At 68.6% G+C, this 16,310-nt stretch carries 16 protein-coding genes and 1 riboswitch; of the genes, 8 read left to right on the top strand and 8 right to left on the bottom strand.

Annotated elements, in window-relative coordinates; translation table 11 throughout:
* Positions 1–72 precede the first annotated feature (72 nt).
* On the top strand, positions 73–1,518 hold the full coding sequence (locus F9C11_RS09865) for a M1 family metallopeptidase (protein WP_409184563.1): 1,446 nt from the start codon (positions 73–75) through the stop codon (positions 1,516–1,518).
* Positions 1,515–2,120 carry a pyroglutamyl-peptidase I gene (gene pcp / locus F9C11_RS09860; protein ID WP_409184562.1) on the top strand — a complete coding sequence of 202 codons (606 nt, stop codon included), beginning with the start codon at positions 1,515–1,517 and terminating at the stop codon, positions 2,118–2,120. Before F9C11_RS09865 ends, pcp begins: the two co-directional genes overlap by 4 nt.
* Before the next feature lie 4 nt (positions 2,121–2,124).
* On the opposite strand, the gene F9C11_RS09855 is transcribed toward pcp, so the two are convergent.
* Positions 2,125–3,909 (bottom strand): Hsp70 family protein, encoded by a 1,785-nt coding sequence (locus F9C11_RS09855; protein ID WP_409184561.1) that lies wholly within the window; start codon positions 3,907–3,909, stop codon positions 2,125–2,127.
* A gap of 47 nt (positions 3,910–3,956) precedes the next feature.
* Here F9C11_RS09855 and F9C11_RS09850 point away from each other — a divergent pair, with 47 nt between their 5' ends.
* On the top strand, positions 3,957–4,106 hold the full coding sequence (locus tag F9C11_RS09850; RefSeq protein ID WP_409184560.1) for a hypothetical protein: 150 nt from the start codon (positions 3,957–3,959) through the stop codon (positions 4,104–4,106).
* A 7-nt stretch (positions 4,107–4,113) separates the two neighbouring features.
* Here F9C11_RS09850 and F9C11_RS09845 read toward each other — a convergent pair whose 3' ends face one another.
* Both F9C11_RS09845 and F9C11_RS09840 read right to left on the bottom strand, forming a co-directional pair.
* The gene (locus tag F9C11_RS09845) at positions 4,114–5,103 is read right to left on the bottom strand and encodes a hypothetical protein (RefSeq protein WP_409184559.1); all 990 of its coding nucleotides are present in this window, start codon (positions 5,101–5,103) and stop codon (positions 4,114–4,116) included.
* 65 nt (positions 5,104–5,168) lie between these two features.
* A complete protein-coding gene (locus tag F9C11_RS09840) occupies positions 5,169–7,718 on the bottom strand; it encodes an ATP-dependent Clp protease ATP-binding subunit (protein ID WP_409184558.1) in 2,550 nt (849 codons plus the stop codon).
* A gap of 361 nt (positions 7,719–8,079) precedes the next feature.
* Between F9C11_RS09840 and F9C11_RS09835 the strand changes: the two genes are divergently transcribed.
* Complete coding sequence (locus tag F9C11_RS09835) at positions 8,080–8,895, top strand: (2Fe-2S)-binding protein (RefSeq protein ID WP_409184557.1); 816 nt, start codon at positions 8,080–8,082, stop codon at positions 8,893–8,895.
* 18 nt (positions 8,896–8,913) lie between these two features.
* Here F9C11_RS09835 and F9C11_RS09830 read toward each other — a convergent pair whose 3' ends face one another.
* Complete coding sequence (locus F9C11_RS09830) at positions 8,914–9,483, bottom strand: TIGR03086 family metal-binding protein (RefSeq protein WP_409184556.1); 570 nt, start codon at positions 9,481–9,483, stop codon at positions 8,914–8,916.
* 68 nt (positions 9,484–9,551) lie between these two features.
* Here F9C11_RS09830 and F9C11_RS09825 point away from each other — a divergent pair, with 68 nt between their 5' ends.
* Positions 9,552–10,379: a DUF6597 domain-containing transcriptional factor gene (locus F9C11_RS09825; RefSeq protein WP_409184555.1), complete on the top strand. Its 828-nt coding sequence runs from the start codon at positions 9,552–9,554 to the stop codon at positions 10,377–10,379.
* A gap of 122 nt (positions 10,380–10,501) precedes the next feature.
* Here the strand turns inward: F9C11_RS09825 and F9C11_RS09820 are convergent, their stop codons facing one another.
* Together F9C11_RS09820 and lysS are read right to left on the bottom strand one after the other, a co-directional pair.
* Positions 10,502–10,855, bottom strand: a complete 354-nt coding sequence (locus F9C11_RS09820; RefSeq protein WP_037354752.1) for an Lsr2 family protein — start codon at positions 10,853–10,855, stop codon at positions 10,502–10,504.
* 162 nt (positions 10,856–11,017) lie between these two features.
* Positions 11,018–12,526 carry a lysine--tRNA ligase gene (lysS, locus tag F9C11_RS09815; protein ID WP_409184554.1) on the bottom strand — a complete coding sequence of 503 codons (1,509 nt, stop codon included), beginning with the start codon at positions 12,524–12,526 and terminating at the stop codon, positions 11,018–11,020.
* An 82-nt stretch (positions 12,527–12,608) separates the two neighbouring features.
* Between lysS and F9C11_RS09810 the strand changes: the two genes are divergently transcribed.
* Positions 12,609–13,367, top strand: coding sequence for a class I SAM-dependent methyltransferase (locus tag F9C11_RS09810; RefSeq protein ID WP_409184553.1), 759 nt, complete (start codon positions 12,609–12,611; stop codon positions 13,365–13,367).
* A gap of 49 nt (positions 13,368–13,416) precedes the next feature.
* Positions 13,417–13,480, top strand: a riboswitch (guanidine-III (ykkC-III) riboswitch).
* Positions 13,481–13,514: 34 nt separating this feature from the next.
* Positions 13,515–13,829: a DMT family transporter gene (locus tag F9C11_RS09805; RefSeq protein ID WP_409184552.1), complete on the top strand. Its 315-nt coding sequence runs from the start codon at positions 13,515–13,517 to the stop codon at positions 13,827–13,829.
* 3 nt (positions 13,830–13,832) lie between these two features.
* Here F9C11_RS09805 and F9C11_RS09800 read toward each other — a convergent pair whose 3' ends face one another.
* Positions 13,833–14,687: a sigma-70 family RNA polymerase sigma factor gene (locus F9C11_RS09800; protein ID WP_409184551.1), complete on the bottom strand. Its 855-nt coding sequence runs from the start codon at positions 14,685–14,687 to the stop codon at positions 13,833–13,835.
* An 87-nt stretch (positions 14,688–14,774) separates the two neighbouring features.
* Here F9C11_RS09800 and F9C11_RS09795 point away from each other — a divergent pair, with 87 nt between their 5' ends.
* On the top strand, positions 14,775–15,509 hold the full coding sequence (locus tag F9C11_RS09795) for an SDR family oxidoreductase (RefSeq protein WP_409184550.1): 735 nt from the start codon (positions 14,775–14,777) through the stop codon (positions 15,507–15,509).
* Here the strand turns inward: F9C11_RS09795 and F9C11_RS09790 are convergent.
* A complete protein-coding gene (locus tag F9C11_RS09790) occupies positions 15,506–16,279 on the bottom strand; it encodes a type III pantothenate kinase (protein WP_409184549.1) in 774 nt (257 codons plus the stop codon). The genes F9C11_RS09795 and F9C11_RS09790 overlap by 4 nt on opposite strands.
* Positions 16,280–16,310 lie beyond the last annotated feature (31 nt).

Genomic DNA, 16,310 nt, shown 5'->3' with positions numbered 1-16,310 from the left:
CCGCCAACCGGTTACCGCCCGGCTTCCCGGCGCTACGTTGCGGAGGATCCACCCGCAGACACAGGAGCGCCCATGAGAGCACTGCACCGCTGGCATCGCCCGGCAGTGACCGTCGCAGCCACCCTCACCGCGTTGACGCTCGGCACCGGGATCGCGTCCGCCGGGCAGAACGGCTGGGACAAGCCGACCCCCGGCTCGGACGGCGCCGGAGACAGCTACTACCCGCAAGACGGCAACGGCGGGTACGAGGTCTCCGACTACGACCTCAAGATCAACTACGCTCCGGACACCCACCAGCTCGCCGGCGTCCAGACGGTCCACGCGAAGGCGACCCAGTCGCTCAGCTCGTTCGACCTCGACCTCCGCGGCCTCACCGTCGACGCGGTCCGGGTCAACGGCGCGCCCGCCAAGTTCACCCGCACCGGCGACCACGAACTCGTGATCACGCCGAAGATGCCGCTGTGGAAGGGGCTGCCGTTCACCGCCGAGGTCGCCTACCACGGCGTTCCGGTGGCGATCGAGGACCCGAACCTCGGCAAGAACGGCTGGCAGTTCACCGAGTCCGGCGGCGCGTTCGCCGCCGGCGAGCCGAAGTCGGCCACCACCTGGTACCCGGTCAACGACACCCCGCGCGACAAGGCGAGGTTCCGGCTGTCGATCACCGTCCCGAGCGAATGGGGAGTGATCGCCAACGGCCGCGAGGTCGCCAAGTACCGAACGCGGTCGGGCACCACGCACGTCTGGGCCGAAAACACCCCGACCGCCTCCTACATGACCACGGTCGCGATCGACAAGTGGACCTTCAACAAGCGCCAGCGCGCGGACGGCACCCCGATCGTCAGCGCGTACGCGCCGGGCACCACCGACGCCACGAAGCAGGCCGACGCGCAACTGCCCGAGGTGATCGACTTCCTCGAATCGAAGTTCGGCAAGTACCCGGTGGACGCCGCGGGCGGCATCTACCTGACCGAGCCGATCGGGTTCTCGCTCGAGACGATGAGCCGGCCGATCTACTCCGGCCGCGCGGGCAACATCGGCACGATCGTGCACGAGAACGCGCACCAGTGGTGGGGCGACACCGTCGCCGTCGACCACTGGAAGGACGTGTGCCTCAACGAATGCTTCGCGTCCTACGCGACCTGGCTGTGGGCGCAGAAGAACGGCACCGACCTCGACGCCAAGTACCTCAACACGGTCGCGTCGGCCAGCGACGCGTTCTGGGACGGCAAGCTGTACGACATGGGACCCGGCCACGAGTTCACCTACGTGTACTCCAAGGGCCCGGTCATGCTGCACGCGCTCAGCAAGTATATGGGGCAGGATGCGTTCGACCAGGTGCTGAAGACCTGGAACTCCGTGCACCACGACGGAAACGCGAGCATGCAGGACTTCCAGAAGTACTGTGAGAAGGTGTCCGGCATGGACCTGCAGGGTTTCTTCGACGCGTGGATCTACGGCAACGGCAAGCCGTCGGACGAGTTCCTTTACCCGGGCGACCTGAAGCCGGCCGCCAAGTGACAGTTCTGCTGACCGGGTTCGCGCCCTTCGACGGAGCGGCGACGAATCCTTCTTGGCAGGCAGCTTCGCTGGCAGCGGCGCGGCGGACGGACACGGTGGCGGTAGAGCTGCCGTGCGAGTTCGACGCGTCGCTGCCGGCGCTGCGCGCCGCGATCCTGGCGCACCAGCCGGAACTGGTCGTGTGCGCCGGGCTCGCCGGCGGGCGCGAGCACGTCACGCCGGAGCGGGTGGCGATCAACCTGATCGACGCCCGGATCCCGGACAACGCGGGTGCGCAACCGGTCGACGTGCCGGTGGTCCCGGGCGGGCCGTCCGCGTACTTCACCACGCTGCCGGTGAAAGCGGCGGTCGCGGCGATCGAGTCGGCGGGGCTGCCCGCGGCCGTGTCGTACACCGCCGGGACGTACGTGTGCAATCAGGTCTTCTACGGCCTGCTGCACCTGATCGCGACGGAGTTCCCCGGCCTGCGCGGCGGTTTCGTGCACGTGCCGGAGGAAGCGCGGCTGCCGCTGGACTCGACCGCGCGAGCGCTCGAACTCGTGGTGGACACCGCGCTGACCGTGCACGAGGACGTCGCGACCTCGGCAGGCACCCTGCACTGAGCCTTTATTCGCCGGGCTGGACGGTCTGCTCGAAGAACTGCACCAGATCCCGCGGCCGCCGGCTCGTGTGCGACGGGCTGGTGTCCATCACCGTGCCGACCACCGGAATGCCGTCGGCCTGGTAAACCAGCAGCCCCAGCTTCGGCCCGACCCCGGCGACGTACCGGCCGCTCAGCCCGGTGCGGGTGCGCCAGGTGTCGGTCTCGATCCGACCGGTCATGTCCTTGCGCGCGCTCGGCTCGACCTGGGCGAGCGTCAGCCCCTCGTGGAACGCGACGGTGGTCTTGTCCGGGAAACGGCACAGCGCGGTGCGTACCGCGCCCAAGGCTTTCGCCAGCTCGGGGTCGTCCGAGCAGGTGGCGCGGGTTTGGATGGTCGGACCGGCCAGGCGGCGGATGCACTTGGTGAGGCCGTTTTCGCCGGGGAGCGCGGGCTGGGATCCGGCGCAGGTGACGGTGTTCGGCGGGGTGACCGGTTGATTCGCGGCGGGTTTGTCGTCGCCGCGAGTGGCGAGAACGGCGGTCACGATCCCGGCGACGACGAGCACGGTCAGCGCGATCGCGCCGAGGACGACAGGTTTGCGGGACTTCTTCTGGGGCGGCCGCGGCCATCCCGGAGGCGGCATGGGTGCTGGCGGCCGCTGGTTCAACGCGGGCTGCTGCTGGGCGGGTTGTTGCTGAACCGGTTGCTGCTGGACGGGTGGCCAGGAGGCCGGAGCCTGCGGTGCCTGCATCGGCGCCCGCTCGTCCACGTGATGCAACCCGAACGCGACGGCCGTCTCCGGCTGGTCCTCGGTAGTCGGAACCACGCCCAGCGTCGACCCGACCAACGAGGCCAGCAACGGCATCCGGCTGGGCCCGCCGACCAGATACACGCCGCCGAGCCGATCCGGCGTCAGCCCGGCCCGCGCGATCGTCGCCGCGAGCATTTCCGTACTGCGCAACAGATTCGGCCGGACCAGCGCTTCCAATTCGGCCCGGGTGACCAGAACGTCGCCGAACGGATCCGGCATCGGCACCTCGGTGTGCGCGTGCCGGGAGAGACTTTCCTTGGCGTCGCGGACATCTTGGAGCAAGACCCGGCGCATCCGCCGGTCGCTGGTCGTCTGCGGACGCAAAAGCCGTTGCCACTGCGCCGGATCCGCGTGCGAGACCGAACGTCCAATGTGTACTAACAGGGCTTGGTCGATGTCGAGGCTGCCGAGATCCGGCAACCCGTCCTCCGCCAGCACCGCGGTACCCGCGCCGACGACCGCGCAGTCGAACGTGCCCGCCCCGAGGTCGTACACCGCGATCGGACCGCTGGGCACGCCTTGCTCGCGCAAAGTCGCGTAATGCGCCGCCGCCGCGACGGGTTCCGGCACCAGCCGCACCTGGACGAACCCGGCCTTCCCCGCCGCCGCGCGCAGAATCTGCTGCCGCTGCGCGCCCCAGCCCGCTGGATGCGACAACCGCACCTCGTCCGGAACGCCGGAAAGCTGCCGCTCGGCCTCCTCGCCCATCCGCCGCAACACCGCGGCGAAGGCGTCGACGACCGGCACCACCCGATCGCCGAGCAGCAGCTCACCGTCGTCAATCCGCCGCTTGGGATACGGCTCGAACCGGCTGGGATCCAGCCGAGCCCGCCGCTCCGCGTCCTGCCCGACGACGAGCCGCCCGTCCTCCTCCGCGTACACCGCGGAAGACATGGTGACCGACCCGTCGACCTCAATAGCCCGCGGGCCGCGCCCAAAGGCCGCCAAGACGCCGACCGTGCTGGAAGTACCGAAGTCGATCGACAGGACGTCCACGCAGCTCCCCTCCCCGAAACCCCCACCGCATCGTCTCACGAGCGTCGGTGACAGATGTAGAGGCGCACGCCGCCGCGGAACTGATCGCCGAAGGAGGCGGCCGGGTCACGCTTGACGGCTGGGTGGAGAAATCCGGCTGCCCCTGCTTCGCCGAGCGAATAACCGAGCGCTGCCGCGAGATCGCCCTCGGCCAGTAGCCGCCGCCTACCCCGCGAAAGCCGCCGCCGGAAAAGGCGTCTCCCGGTCCTCCAGCAGCCGCCCGTAAAAGTCGTTCATCTCCACCGCCACCGCAGCATGCCGCGCCACCAGACCGGCTACCGGGGCGGGCAACGGAAGCTCCCCAGCGGCCGCGCGGCGCACCGCGGTCAAGCGGCTCTCCCGGTCCCACGTCCCGCACACCTGGGTCACCAGCCAGTTCACTAAGTGCATCGACCCGTAAGCCCGGTCATGCTCCGCGTTCAGCTCCGCGAACGCCTGTTCCTCCGCCGTCAGATCGAACCGCCGCGCGAACGCCAGTCCGAAATCCGTCAGCACGAACCGCTCGCCGTCGGTCAGGAAGTTCTCGAAGTGGTTGTCGAAGTGCAGGACGCCCTGTGCCCGAAGGAACGAGAGCGTCTGGTCGGCCTGCGCCGCGAGTCGTTCCGCCTGATCCAGATGAGCAGGCAGCCACCGGTGCACGTTGGCCGGAAAATACTCACAGAACAAAACCACGCTCGAAGACGAATCCCGCAATTCCGTGAGCCGCCGGCGGACCGCGGCGGAACCGCCCCAGTATTCGACGTCGTCCTCCAGCGGCCGGTCCGGCACCCGGCCAGCGGGGACCGGCAGGATCCGCCAGTGGTGCAGCAGGGGGAAGTTCTCGCACGAACCACTGAGCACCCAGCCGTTCGCCATGACGTGCAGCGCCAGCTCCCGCCACGCCGAGCCCTCCGGCGAGCCGAGGCCGTAATGGCAAAAGGCAGGCAGGCCGTACAGATTGGCAGTGGAACGCGGATGCTGAAGCTCCAGCGAAGTGAGCGGCACCCGCTTCGCGAACACCGGAACCCCGTCGACGTCCAGCCGCGACCCAGTGCCGCCGATTCCCTCGGACAGCACCTCCGCGGACTCCAGCCGCTCAGCGAGCTGACGGTCGCTCAGCAGCGAAAGCGCGGTGCTCGCCGCGGCGTGCCGCGAGATTCTCGAAGAAGTCCCCATGAAGACGACAGTAGAGAAAAAGGGCGGCCCCAGACCTGGGGGCCGCCCTTTTCCCGCTAGCTAATTCACTCGTTCTCGGCTTCGCCGTTCTCGGCGGCGCCGATGCTCACCGGCGGAGCGTCGGGAACCGAGGACGGACGCTTCTCCCCACGGAAGGTGAAGTGCGCCTCGTCGTCGCGGTCCTCCGGGTTGCCGCTCCAGCCCTCGACGTCGACCACGATGATCTGCCCCGGCTCGACCTCGCCGAACAGGATCTTCTCCGACAGCTGGTCCTCGATCTCGCGCTGGATCGTGCGACGCAGCGGCCGGGCGCCGAGCACCGGGTCGAAGCCGCGCTTGGCCAGCAGCGCCTTCGCCTTTTCGGTGAGCTCGATCTCCATGTCCTTGGCCTTGAGCTGCGTCTCGACCCGGCCGATCATCAGGTCCACCATCTGGATGATCTGTTCCTGGTTGAGCTGGTGGAAGACGATGATGTCGTCGATCCGGTTCAGGAACTCCGGGCGGAAATGCTTCTTCATTTCCTCGTTGACCTTCTGCTTCATCTTCTCGTAGCGGTTGGTCGAATCCGCTCCGGAGGAGAAGCCGAGGCTCACGGACTTCGAGATGTCCGAGGTGCCCAGGTTCGAGGTGAAGATCAGCACGGTGTTCTTGAAGTCGACCGTGCGGCCCTGGCCGTCGGTGAGGCGGCCGTCTTCGAGCACCTGCAGGAGGGTGTTGTAGATCTCCTGGTGCGCCTTTTCGATCTCGTCGAAAAGCACCACCGAGAACGGCTTGCGCCGCACCTTCTCGGTCAGCTGCCCGCCCTCTTCGTAGCCGACGTAGCCCGGAGGGGCGCCGAAGAGCCGCGAAGCGGTGTAGCGGTCGTGGAACTCGCCCATGTCGATCTGGATGAGCGCGTCGTCCTCGCCGAACAGGAAGGACGCCAGCGCCTTCGACAGCTCGGTCTTACCGACACCGGACGGGCCGGCGAAGATGAACGAACCGGACGGGCGCTTTGGGTCCTTCAGACCCGCACGCGTACGGCGGATCGCCTGGGAGACGGCCTTGACCGCGTCCTCCTGGCCGATGATGCGCTTGTGGAGCTCGTCCTCCATGCGCAGCAGCCGGGTGGTCTCCTCCTCGGTGAGCTTGAACACCGGGATGCCGGTCCAGTTGGCCAGCACCTCCGCGATCTGCTCGTCGTCCACCTCGGCGACGACGTCGAGGTCGCCGTCCTTCCACTGCTTCTCGCGCTCGCCCTTCTGGCCGAGGAGCTGCTTCTCCTCGTCGCGCAGGCGCGCGGCCCGCTCGAAGTCCTGCGCGTCGATCGCGGACTCCTTGTCGCGACGGACGTCGGCGATCTTCTCGTCGAACTCGCGCAGGTCCGGCGGAGCGGTCATCCGGCGGATGCGCATCCGGGCCCCGGCCTCGTCGATCAGGTCGATCGCCTTGTCCGGCAGGAACCGGTCGTTGATGTAGCGGTCGGCCAGCGTGGCGGCCGCGACCAGCGCCGAGTCGGTGATCGAGACGCGGTGGTGCGCCTCGTACCGGTCGCGCAGGCCCTTCAGGATCTCGATCGTGTGCTCGAGCGACGGCTCGCCCACCTGGATCGGCTGGAAGCGGCGCTCCAGCGCGGCGTCCTTCTCGATGTACTTGCGGTACTCCTCGAGCGTGGTCGCGCCGATCGTCTGCAGTTCGCCGCGGGCCAGCATCGGCTTCAGGATCGACGCCGCGTCGATCGCGCCCTCGGCCGCCCCCGCGCCGACGAGCGTGTGCAGCTCGTCGATGAACAGGATGATGTCGCCGCGGGTCTTGATCTCCTTGAGCACCTTCTTCAGGCGCTCTTCGAAGTCGCCGCGGTAGCGGGAGCCGGCGACCAGCGAGCCGAGGTCGAGGGTGTAGAGCTGCTTGTCCTTGAGCGTCTCGGGCACCTCGCCCTTGACGATGCTCTGCGCGAGCCCCTCGACGACGGCGGTCTTGCCGACGCCCGGCTCGCCGATGAGCACCGGGTTGTTCTTGGTCCGGCGGGACAGCACCTGCATGACCCGCTCGATCTCCTTGCCGCGCCCGATGACCGGGTCGAGCTTGCCCTCGCGGGCGAGCACGGTCATGTTGCGGCCGAACTGGTCGAGCACCAGCGAGGAGGACGGCGTGCCCTCGCCGCGGCCGGAGCCGCTCTCGGTGGACTTCTCGCCGGTCTGGTAGCCGGACAGGAGCTGCAGCACCTGCTGGCGGACCCGGTTGAGGTCCGCGCCCAGCTTCACGAGCACCTGGGCCGCCACGCCCTCGCCCTCGCGGATCAGGCCGAGCAGGATGTGCTCGGTGCCGATGTAGTTGTGGCCGAGCTGCAGCGCCTCGCGCAGCGACAGCTCCAGCACCTTCTTCGCCCGCGGCGTGAACGGGATGTGCCCGCTCGGAGCCTGCTGGCCCTGGCCGATGATCTCCTCGACCTGCTGGCGCACGCCCTCGAGGGCGATGCCCAGCGACTCCAGCGCCTTGGCGGCGACACCCTCACCCTCGTGGATCAGACCCAGGAGGATGTGCTCGGTGCCGATGTAGTTGTGGTTGAGCATCCGGGCCTCTTCCTGGGCCAGGACGACCACCCGCCTCGCGCGGTCGGTGAACCTCTCAAACATGCGCACTCCCTCGACTGCTGCGTCGGCGGCCCGTAACCTCCGCGGATCGCGCCCGCGGCGGACAGCACCGTGAGACCACTCTAGTAGCCAAGCGGACGCGCTTGCGTACCACTACGGCAACCGGGCAGCCCGTTCGCATCCGGGCGGCGACCCGGTCGGTCGCCGCTGTCCATCCGGTTGCGCTGCATCTTTACTCCCCTTCGAACGTACGGGACCGGATCAGGATTCCGCTGGGATACCCCTGTCCGCTCAGCGCGAACACCCCTGCGCGTCCGGGTGGTATCCCCCCTTGGCCACCCGATTGGCGCAACCTTCCCCCGTCTGTAAGGTTAGGCACACCTAATGAGACGGGAGGTGGTCAGTGAACCCGCAGCGCTCGCGCGACGACGCCCGCGAGATCGGCGACGGTCTCGATTCCTCCCTGCGGCGCGTCAGTGCCCGGTACGAGCTGCGCCGCGACGTCCCCGAGGACTGGTTCCGCTGCGCTGACCTGCTGGACCAGCCCGAGTTGTTCGGCGAATGGCGCTCCCGGCTGACCGACTGGCTCCTCGATCAGCACGGCGCGGCACCCGCGCGAACCGCAGCCAGCTACGTGATGTCCTGGTACCTGTACGTCCCCGCGTACGTAGGCGCGTTGCTACTGCACCACGAGCGCCGAGTGCCGTCGCTGAAGCCGGAACAGCTCGCGTTCGGCCTCGGCCCCGATCGTCCGCACCCCGAGGGCATGGCCGTGCTCAGCGACGCCTTCTACTGCCTGCCCACCGACCCCGGCAGCGTCCGTCCAGAGGCCACCGTCGTGCGCGACGAACGCGCGCTGGCCGCGGTGCTGCGCGCGCAGTTCATCGGCCACGCTGCCCGCTTCGTCCGCGCCTACGCCCCCGGCACCCGGCTCGGCCGCCGCATGCTCTGGGCGGCCGCTACAGACGCGCTGGACGGCGCGCTGTGGCGGGTCGGCAAGCAAGGCGGGACGACCGAGGCCGAAGGCGCTGGCGTCGCGGACGCCGCACTGGTGCTCGACGCGCAGTACCGCCCGCTGACCTCGGCGTCCACCTTGCGCATGGCGATCAACGACGAAGGCCACCGGGTTTGGGAGCGACGACGGGAGAGCTGCTGCTTCTCCTACCTCCTGCCCGGCGAAGCGGAATGCGAAAGCTGTCCGCGCGTCCGCCGCCGATGATCTCCATCGAGTGAAATCTCAGGCGTACGGGTCCCGGCCCGTCGCGCCCAGCGCCCGGTGCAGCACCGGCGCGGTTTCCGGCACCGGAACCTCCGGGCCGAAGACCCCGCCCTTGCGGGCCTCTTCGCCCATCCCCTTCGCGAACGCGAGCACCGCTTCGGCGGTTTCGTCCGAGCAGTTCAGCTCGGTACCACTCGCCCGCGTCAGGTCCCAGGCGTGCACGACGAGTTCGCCGAGCACCATGTCTCCGACAACCGCGGCAGGCAGTTCCGAGCCGCCGAAGGTGATAGTGCCGGTCCACGCTTCCGGGGGAGCGAGCGCGGCGAGGACGTCGTCCAGCATCGCTCCCAGAGACTTCGGCCAGTCTTCCCCGACGAGAGAGGCTTCGGCTTCGGTCGGCGCGGGCGGTTCGTAAGGCTCGTGCCGGATCGCGGCGGCGAGCCACGGGCCCCAGTAGAGAAGGTGGTTGAGAAGGCCGCGAACGTCGTAGTCGGCGCATGCGGTGGGCACGGTCAGCGACGGGGCGGCCGCCGCGACGCGCCGCAGTTCGGCGGCGGCCGGGGCGAGCAGTCCGGAGTGATTCGACATGCGCCCGAGCCAACCACCCGGGCTCGGCGGCCGTCTTGAAATTACGCGACGCACTACTGTTTTCAGCCATGCGGCGGATCCCGAGCGGCATCCTGAACGAGCGGACGGCTCGCACCAAGTTCACGCTGACCCGGCATCCGCCCGCCCCGGAACTGCGCGATTTCGTGGAACACCACTGGATCCTGCGCTGGGACCTGACCGAACCCCACGAACAGCACGTGCTGCCGAATCTGTCGGTGCACGTGACGTTCTTCCCCGGCGCGTGCGGGGTTTACGGTCCGGCGCACCAGCTTTTCACGCACCGGCTCAGCGGACGCGTGCACGGGATCGGGGCCCGGATCCGGCCCGGATGTTTCCGTCCGTTCCTCGGCGCCCCGGTACGCACGCTCGCCGACCGCTCGGCCGGCGTGGCCGAGATCTTCGGGCCGGACGCCGCGGTCGCGGAAAAAGCCGTCCGGAATGCGCGGACCGACGCGGAAATGATCACTGCAATCGACAACTTGCTGATCGCATCCCGCCGCCCCATTCCCCGGGCGACCCGGCTGGCCGCGGAGGCGGTGGAAACAATCGCGGCGGATCCCGAGATCACCAAGGTCGCGGAACTGGCCTCGGCACTCGGACTGTCGATCCGGGCGGTGCAGCGGTTGTTCGCCGAGCACGTCGGAACAACGCCGAAGTGGGCGATCCGGATTTACCGGCTCAACGAAGCCGCCCGGTTGCTCGCCGCACCGATCCCGCCGGATTACGCGGATCTGGCGACTCGGCTGGGCTATAGCGACCAACCTCACTTCATCCGCGATTTCCGCGCGGTGACCGGAGCCCCGCCGGCGGAGTACGCCCGTTCGGCTCGGCGGCTGATGTCGGGCACGCCGGACGGCGCAAAGCCGGGAAACTAATCCGGAACGGCAAACGGCCGCCGGGAATGTTCCCGACGGCCGTTCGGCGTGGAGCCGCGAAGACTGGCCTCTCCCGGTTCGCTAACCGGAGGACCGCATCCGCGAGTTCCGGAAATGCCCGGTCAGTTCTTCTTGTGGTAAGCCTCGACGACCTCCGACGGGATGCGCCCGCGGTCGGAAACCTGGAAACCGTTCTTGCGGGCCCACGCGCGAATCGCCTGGTTCTGCTCGCGGTCGACCGCGGCCGGGCGGGCCGGGGATTTGCCGCCGGCGACCGGGCGCAGCGGCGCGCGCTTGCGGCCGCCCGCGCGGCGCGCGTGCTCGACATACTGCGCCAGCGCGTCGCGCAGTTCCTCGGCGTTTTCGCTCGACAGGTCGATCTGGTAGCTCACACCGTCCAAACCGAACTCGACGGTCTCTTCCGCCTCACTGCCGTCGAGGTCGTCGACCAGAGAGACCAGCACCTTCTGTGCCATCTGATTCCTCCTGCGGGGCTTGCCCGAATGATCTGGCTACATGATCTGGTTTCGGGGCAAGCCCCGAGCTACAGAAGTCTTTGACACCCATATTAATACCCGCTTGCCCCGCCGTAGGCAAATCCGCATTGAGAAAATCTCGACCGCGCGGCGAGCGGCGAGCTATTCGGGCCGGACGAGCGGGAAGAGGATCGTCTCGCGGATACCGAGCCCGGTGAGTGCCATGAGCAGCCGGTCGATCCCCATTCCGACCCCGCCGCTCGGCGGCATTCCGTACTCGAGCGCGCGCAGGAAATCCTCGTCGAGACGCATCGCCTCGCTATCCCCGGCCGCGGCGAGCCGCGCCTGTTCGGTGAGCCGCTGCCGTTCCACGACCGGATCCACCAGCTCGGAGTATCCGGTGGCGAGTTCGAATCCGCGCACGTACAGGTCCCACTTCTCGGCCACGCCCTCCCGGCTGCGGTGCTGCCGGGTGAGCGGCGACGTCTCGAGCGGGAAATCCCGGACGAATGTGGGCGCGTGCAGTCCGTCGCCGACGAGGTGTTCCCACAGTTCCTCGACCAGTTTGCCGTGCGCTAGCTTGGGATCCACCTCGATCTCGCGCGCCGCGGCGATCTTGTGCAGTGCTTCGGCGGGAGTATCCGGCGTCACTTCCTCGCCGAGCGCTTCCGACAGCGACTCGTACATCCCGAGGGTCGTCCATTCGCCGGAAAGGTCGTACTCGGTTCCGTCGGCGAGAGTGACGACCTGGGTGCCGAGCACGTTCTCCGCGGCCTCCTGGATGAGTTCGCGGGTCATCACGGCATTCGTGTCGTAAGTGGCGTACGCCTCGTAGTACTCGAGCATCGCGAACTCCGGCGAGTGCGAGGAGTCGCTGCCCTCGTTGCGGAAGTTCCGGTTGATCTCGAAAACCTTCTCGATCCCGCCGACCACGCAGCGCTTGAGGTACAGCTCCGGCGCGATGCGCAGGAACAGCTCGAGGTCGAACGCGTTGGAATGCGTGACGAACGGCCGGGCCGCGGCCCCGCCGTGCAGCGTCTGCAGCATCGGCGTCTCGACCTCGGTGAATCCCCGGCGGTGGAACGACTCGCGCAGCGAACGCATCACGCCCGACCGCGTGCGCACCACGTCGCGGGCGCGCGGGCGCATAATCAGATCGACATAACGCTGCCGGATTCGCGTTTCCTCGGCCAGCTCCTTGAACGCCACCGGCAGCGGGCGCAACGCCTTCGCCGCGATCTGCCAGCTGTCGGCCAGCACGGAAAGCTCGCCGCGCTTGGAAGTGATCACTTCGCCGTGCACGAATACGTGGTCGCCGAGATCGACATCGGACTTCCACGCGGCGAGAGACTCGGCTCCGACCTGGGCGAGACTCAGCATCGCCTGCAGTTCCGTGCCGTCGCCCTCACGAAGAGTGGCGAAACAGAGTTTTCCGGTATTGCGGAGAAACATGACGCGACCGGTGACGCCGACCATCTGACCGGTGCTGGTGTCGGCTTCGAGACCGGAATGTTCGGCACGGATCTGCGCGAGAGTGTGCGTGCGCGGAACCTCTACCGGGTAAGGATCGGCGCCCTCCGCGATTATCCGGTCGCGCTTGTCCCGGCGCACCCGCATCTGTTCGGGCAGGTCGGCATCGGGCAGTGCGTCGGACGCGGGGAATTCGGTCATGGCCATAGCGTACGAAGCCGCTGGTGAACCGCGTCAACCGGATTCCCCTTACGGGGCACTCACGGTATTAGGGTGGTTACTCGTGAGCGATCCCGACGCGGAACTGCGCGCCCGGCGGGCTTCTTCGTTCGGCGGCCAGGCGAGCGCCTACGCCCGGCACCGCCCGGACTATCCGCGGGCGGCACTCGAATGGGGCATGTCCGGAGCAAACCGACCGGTACGCGAGGTGCTGGACCTGGCGGCGGGCACCGGAAAACTCACCGAGGGACTGGCCGGGCTCGGCCGCTCGGTGACCGCAGTGGAACCCGATCCGGGCATGCTCGCCGAACTGACGCGGCGGCTGCCCGGCGTGCGCGCGCTGCCCGGCAGGGCCGAGGACATCCCGCTGCCGGACGAATCAGCGGACGCGGTATTCGTCGGCCAGGCGCTGCACTGGTTCGATTTGGCCCCGGCGTTCGCGCAGATCCGCCGGGTGCTGCGGCCCGGAGGGGTGGTGGCCGCGCTGTGGAATCACGACGACGAATCCGTGCCGTGGGTGCTCGAATTCTCCCGGCTGATCCGCACCGGCGTCAGCCGCGGGTTCGCCGATCCGGACCGGCCGCTGCGCGCGGACGGCTTCGGCCCGTTCGAACACGCCCGCTTCGCCCACGCTCACCGCCGCTCGATCGAATCCCTGCTGGCGACCGTGGCCACGCATTCGCATCTGCTGGTCGCCTCCGCACCAGAGCGGGAGCGCCGGCTCGCGGAAGCGCGGGCGTACCTGGAATCTGTTCCGCATGCCGGAACGGGCGAATTCGACTATCCACTGGTCACCACGGTTCTGCGGGCCCGCCGAAGCTGAGCCGGCGACCGAAATCACCACCTCGCGCCGGCTGCGGAGTGCTAATTTCGGAAGCGGCGGTGCTGCCGCCCCGGACGAGCGCGTCGTACCCGGTCACGACAAGACGGCGCAGTGGACGTATCCGTCACTGCGAAAGGTTCTCCTGCCATGGCCTGGCTCGTTCTCGTTGTTTCCGGATTTCTCGAAACCGTGTGGGCCGCGGCGCTCGGCGCCTCGAAAGGCTTCAGCAGGCTCTGGCCGAGCCTGCTCTTCGGCGGTGCGCTGCTGCTCAGCATGTCCGGCCTCGCGTATTCCTTGCGCGAAATTCCGCTCGGCACCGGATACGCGGTGTGGGTCGGCATCGGCGCGGTGGGGACCGCGGTTTACGGGATCGTCGCGATGAACGATCCGCTCACCGTCGGCCGGATCACCTGCCTCGTGCTGATTGTCGCCGGGGTCGTCGGGCTGAAACTGTTCCACTGACCTTCACCCGAGCGCGATCTCCAGCCCGCGCAGCCGCTCCGGCGCGGAAATCACGTCGATCCCGGCGATCAGGTCGCCGTCGAAAGCGAACTTGAGAACCACGGCGAGCCGGCCGCGCGGGGCGAGCACCAGGCCGGGAACGCCGTCGACCACCGCGACCCGCGTGCTGCGCGCGACTTCCGAAGCGAGCAGCGCGCCCTTGCTGACCGCTCGGACACCGCGCAGCACCACCGGCGCCGCGCCGGTGTCCGAGTGCAGCACGACGTCGGGATCGAGCACTTTCAACAGTCCGGCGAAATCTCCCTCGCGAGCAGCGGCCAGGTAAGCCTCGACGACGCCACGCCGCTTACTCGCGTCCGCTGGCGCGGCTTCTCCGCCGCGCACCCGGCGACGGGCCCGGCTGGCCAGCTGCCGGACCGCCGCCGGGCTGCGGTCGAGAATCTGCGCGAGGTCCTCGAACGGCACCGCGAACATGTCGTGCAGCACGAACGCGATCCGCTCGGCCGGGCCAAGGACGTCGAGCACTACCAGCATCGCCAGGCCGACGGAATCGGCTAACTGGGCTTCTTCGGCGAGGTCCGCGCTGTCGTCGCCGCGGTCGAGCGGGAACGCGTCCAGGGAATCCTCGCGACGGCGTTCCCGCGAGCGCAACAGGTTCAGGCAGACCCGCGCCACCACAGTCGTGAGCCAGGCGGGGAAATTCTGCACTTCGGAAAGGTCCGCGTGGTCGACGCGCAGCCAGGCTTCCTGCACCGCGTCGTCAGCCTCGGCGAGCGAGCCGAGCATGCGATAGGCGACCCCGCGCAACCGCGGCCGCTGCTCCTCGAATTGGACCGCGAGCAGGCCTTTTCGGTCCACCTGTCACATCTCCTTCACGGCCGGGTTCATCCCAGTAGGACACCCCCAGTGCCCGACCAGCGGCACTGTACCCGGAAGGAAATGCCCATGACGACGATCTTGGTCACCGGCGGCACCGGAACCCTCGGCAAACTGGTCGTTCCCGCCCTCCACGACGCGAAGGTGCGCATCCTGAGCCGCAAGGCAACCGGCCCCGACCGGTTCGCCTGTGACCTGACGACCGGCGAAGGCCTTGCCCCCGCGGTCGACGGAGCGGACGTGATCGTGCACTTGGCAGGCGGTCCCAAGGGCGACGACGTGGCGACCGCGAATCTGGTCCGCGCCGCCGAACGCGCGGGAGTCAGCCACCTGGTTTTCATTTCGGTGATCGCCGCCGACGCGGTGCCGCTGGGCTATTTCCGCCGCAAGCACGAGGCCGAAAAGCTCGTCGCCGCGTCGGAAGTGCCGTCGACCGTCCTGCGCGCGGCCCAGTTCCACGGGTTCTGCCTCAATGCCGTGCGGGCGGTGGCGAAACTGCCGGTCGTGCCGGTGCCCGCGATCAATTTCCAGCCGGTCGACGCCCGGGAAGTGGCCGAGCGGATCGCGCGGCTGGCACTCGGCGACCCGGCCGGGCGGGTGCCGGATCTGGCCGGGCCCAAGGTGTACGGCATGGGCGAACTGGTCGACAAGTATTTGCGGGCCAGCGGGCGACGGCGGCTGAAAATGCCGATGCGCGTTCCCGGAGCGGCCGGAAAGGTCTATCGCGCCGACGGCAACCTCAACCTCGACGCGGACACCGGCGTCCGCACCTTCGAGGATTACCTCGCCGAGCAGTTCGGCTAACGCACATTCCGTTCGTACACCAGCCGGAGGCCGAGCAGCGTCAGGTCCGGCACGTGCTCCTTGATCGTCTCGGATTCGCCCAGTACCAGCGGGGCGAGCCCGCCGGTGGCGATCACCGTGACCGGATCCGTGCTGTCGGCCTGCAATTCGCGCACGATCCGCCGGACGAGCCCGTCGACCTGGCCGGCGAAGCCGTAGAGGATGCCGGACTGCAGGCATTCCACGGTGTTCTTGCCGATCACCGAACGCGGCGGGACGAGTTCCACCTTGCGCAGCGCGGCCGCGCGGGCGGCGAGCGCGTCCACCGAGATCTCGATGCCCGGGGCGAACGCCCCGCCGAGGAATTCGCCCCGGGCCGAGATCGCGTCGACGTTCGTGGAGGTGCCGAAATCGACCACCACGCACGCGGTGGCGTGCAAATGGTGCGCGGCAAGGGTGTTCACGAGCCGGTCCGCACCGACTTCCTTCGGATTGTCCACCAGCAGCGCGACGCCGGTGCGCACGCCGGGCTCGACGACGATCTTCGGCACCCGCGCGTAATAGCGGCCGAGCATCACCCGCAATTCGCGCAGCACCGCGGGCACTGTGGACAGTGCGCTGATCCCAGTGACCGCGTCGGCGTGCGGGCCGAGCAGCCCGCGCACGGTGAGCGCGAGTTCGTCGGCGGTCATCCGCGCGTCGGTGCGCATCCGCCAGTCACTGACCAATTCGGTGCCGTCGTAAAGCCCGAGCACGATATTGGTATTGCCGACGTCGACAGTGAGCAGCAACGAGGTCTTCCTTACTGCGGCTCGCGACCGC

The organism is Amycolatopsis sp. VS8301801F10 (assembly GCF_046195355.1).
In the GTDB taxonomy this organism is placed as follows: domain Bacteria; phylum Actinomycetota; class Actinomycetes; order Mycobacteriales; family Pseudonocardiaceae; genus Amycolatopsis.
The sequence above is the reverse complement of the archived record's forward strand: the minus strand, read 5'-3'. Positions and strand labels throughout refer to the sequence as shown.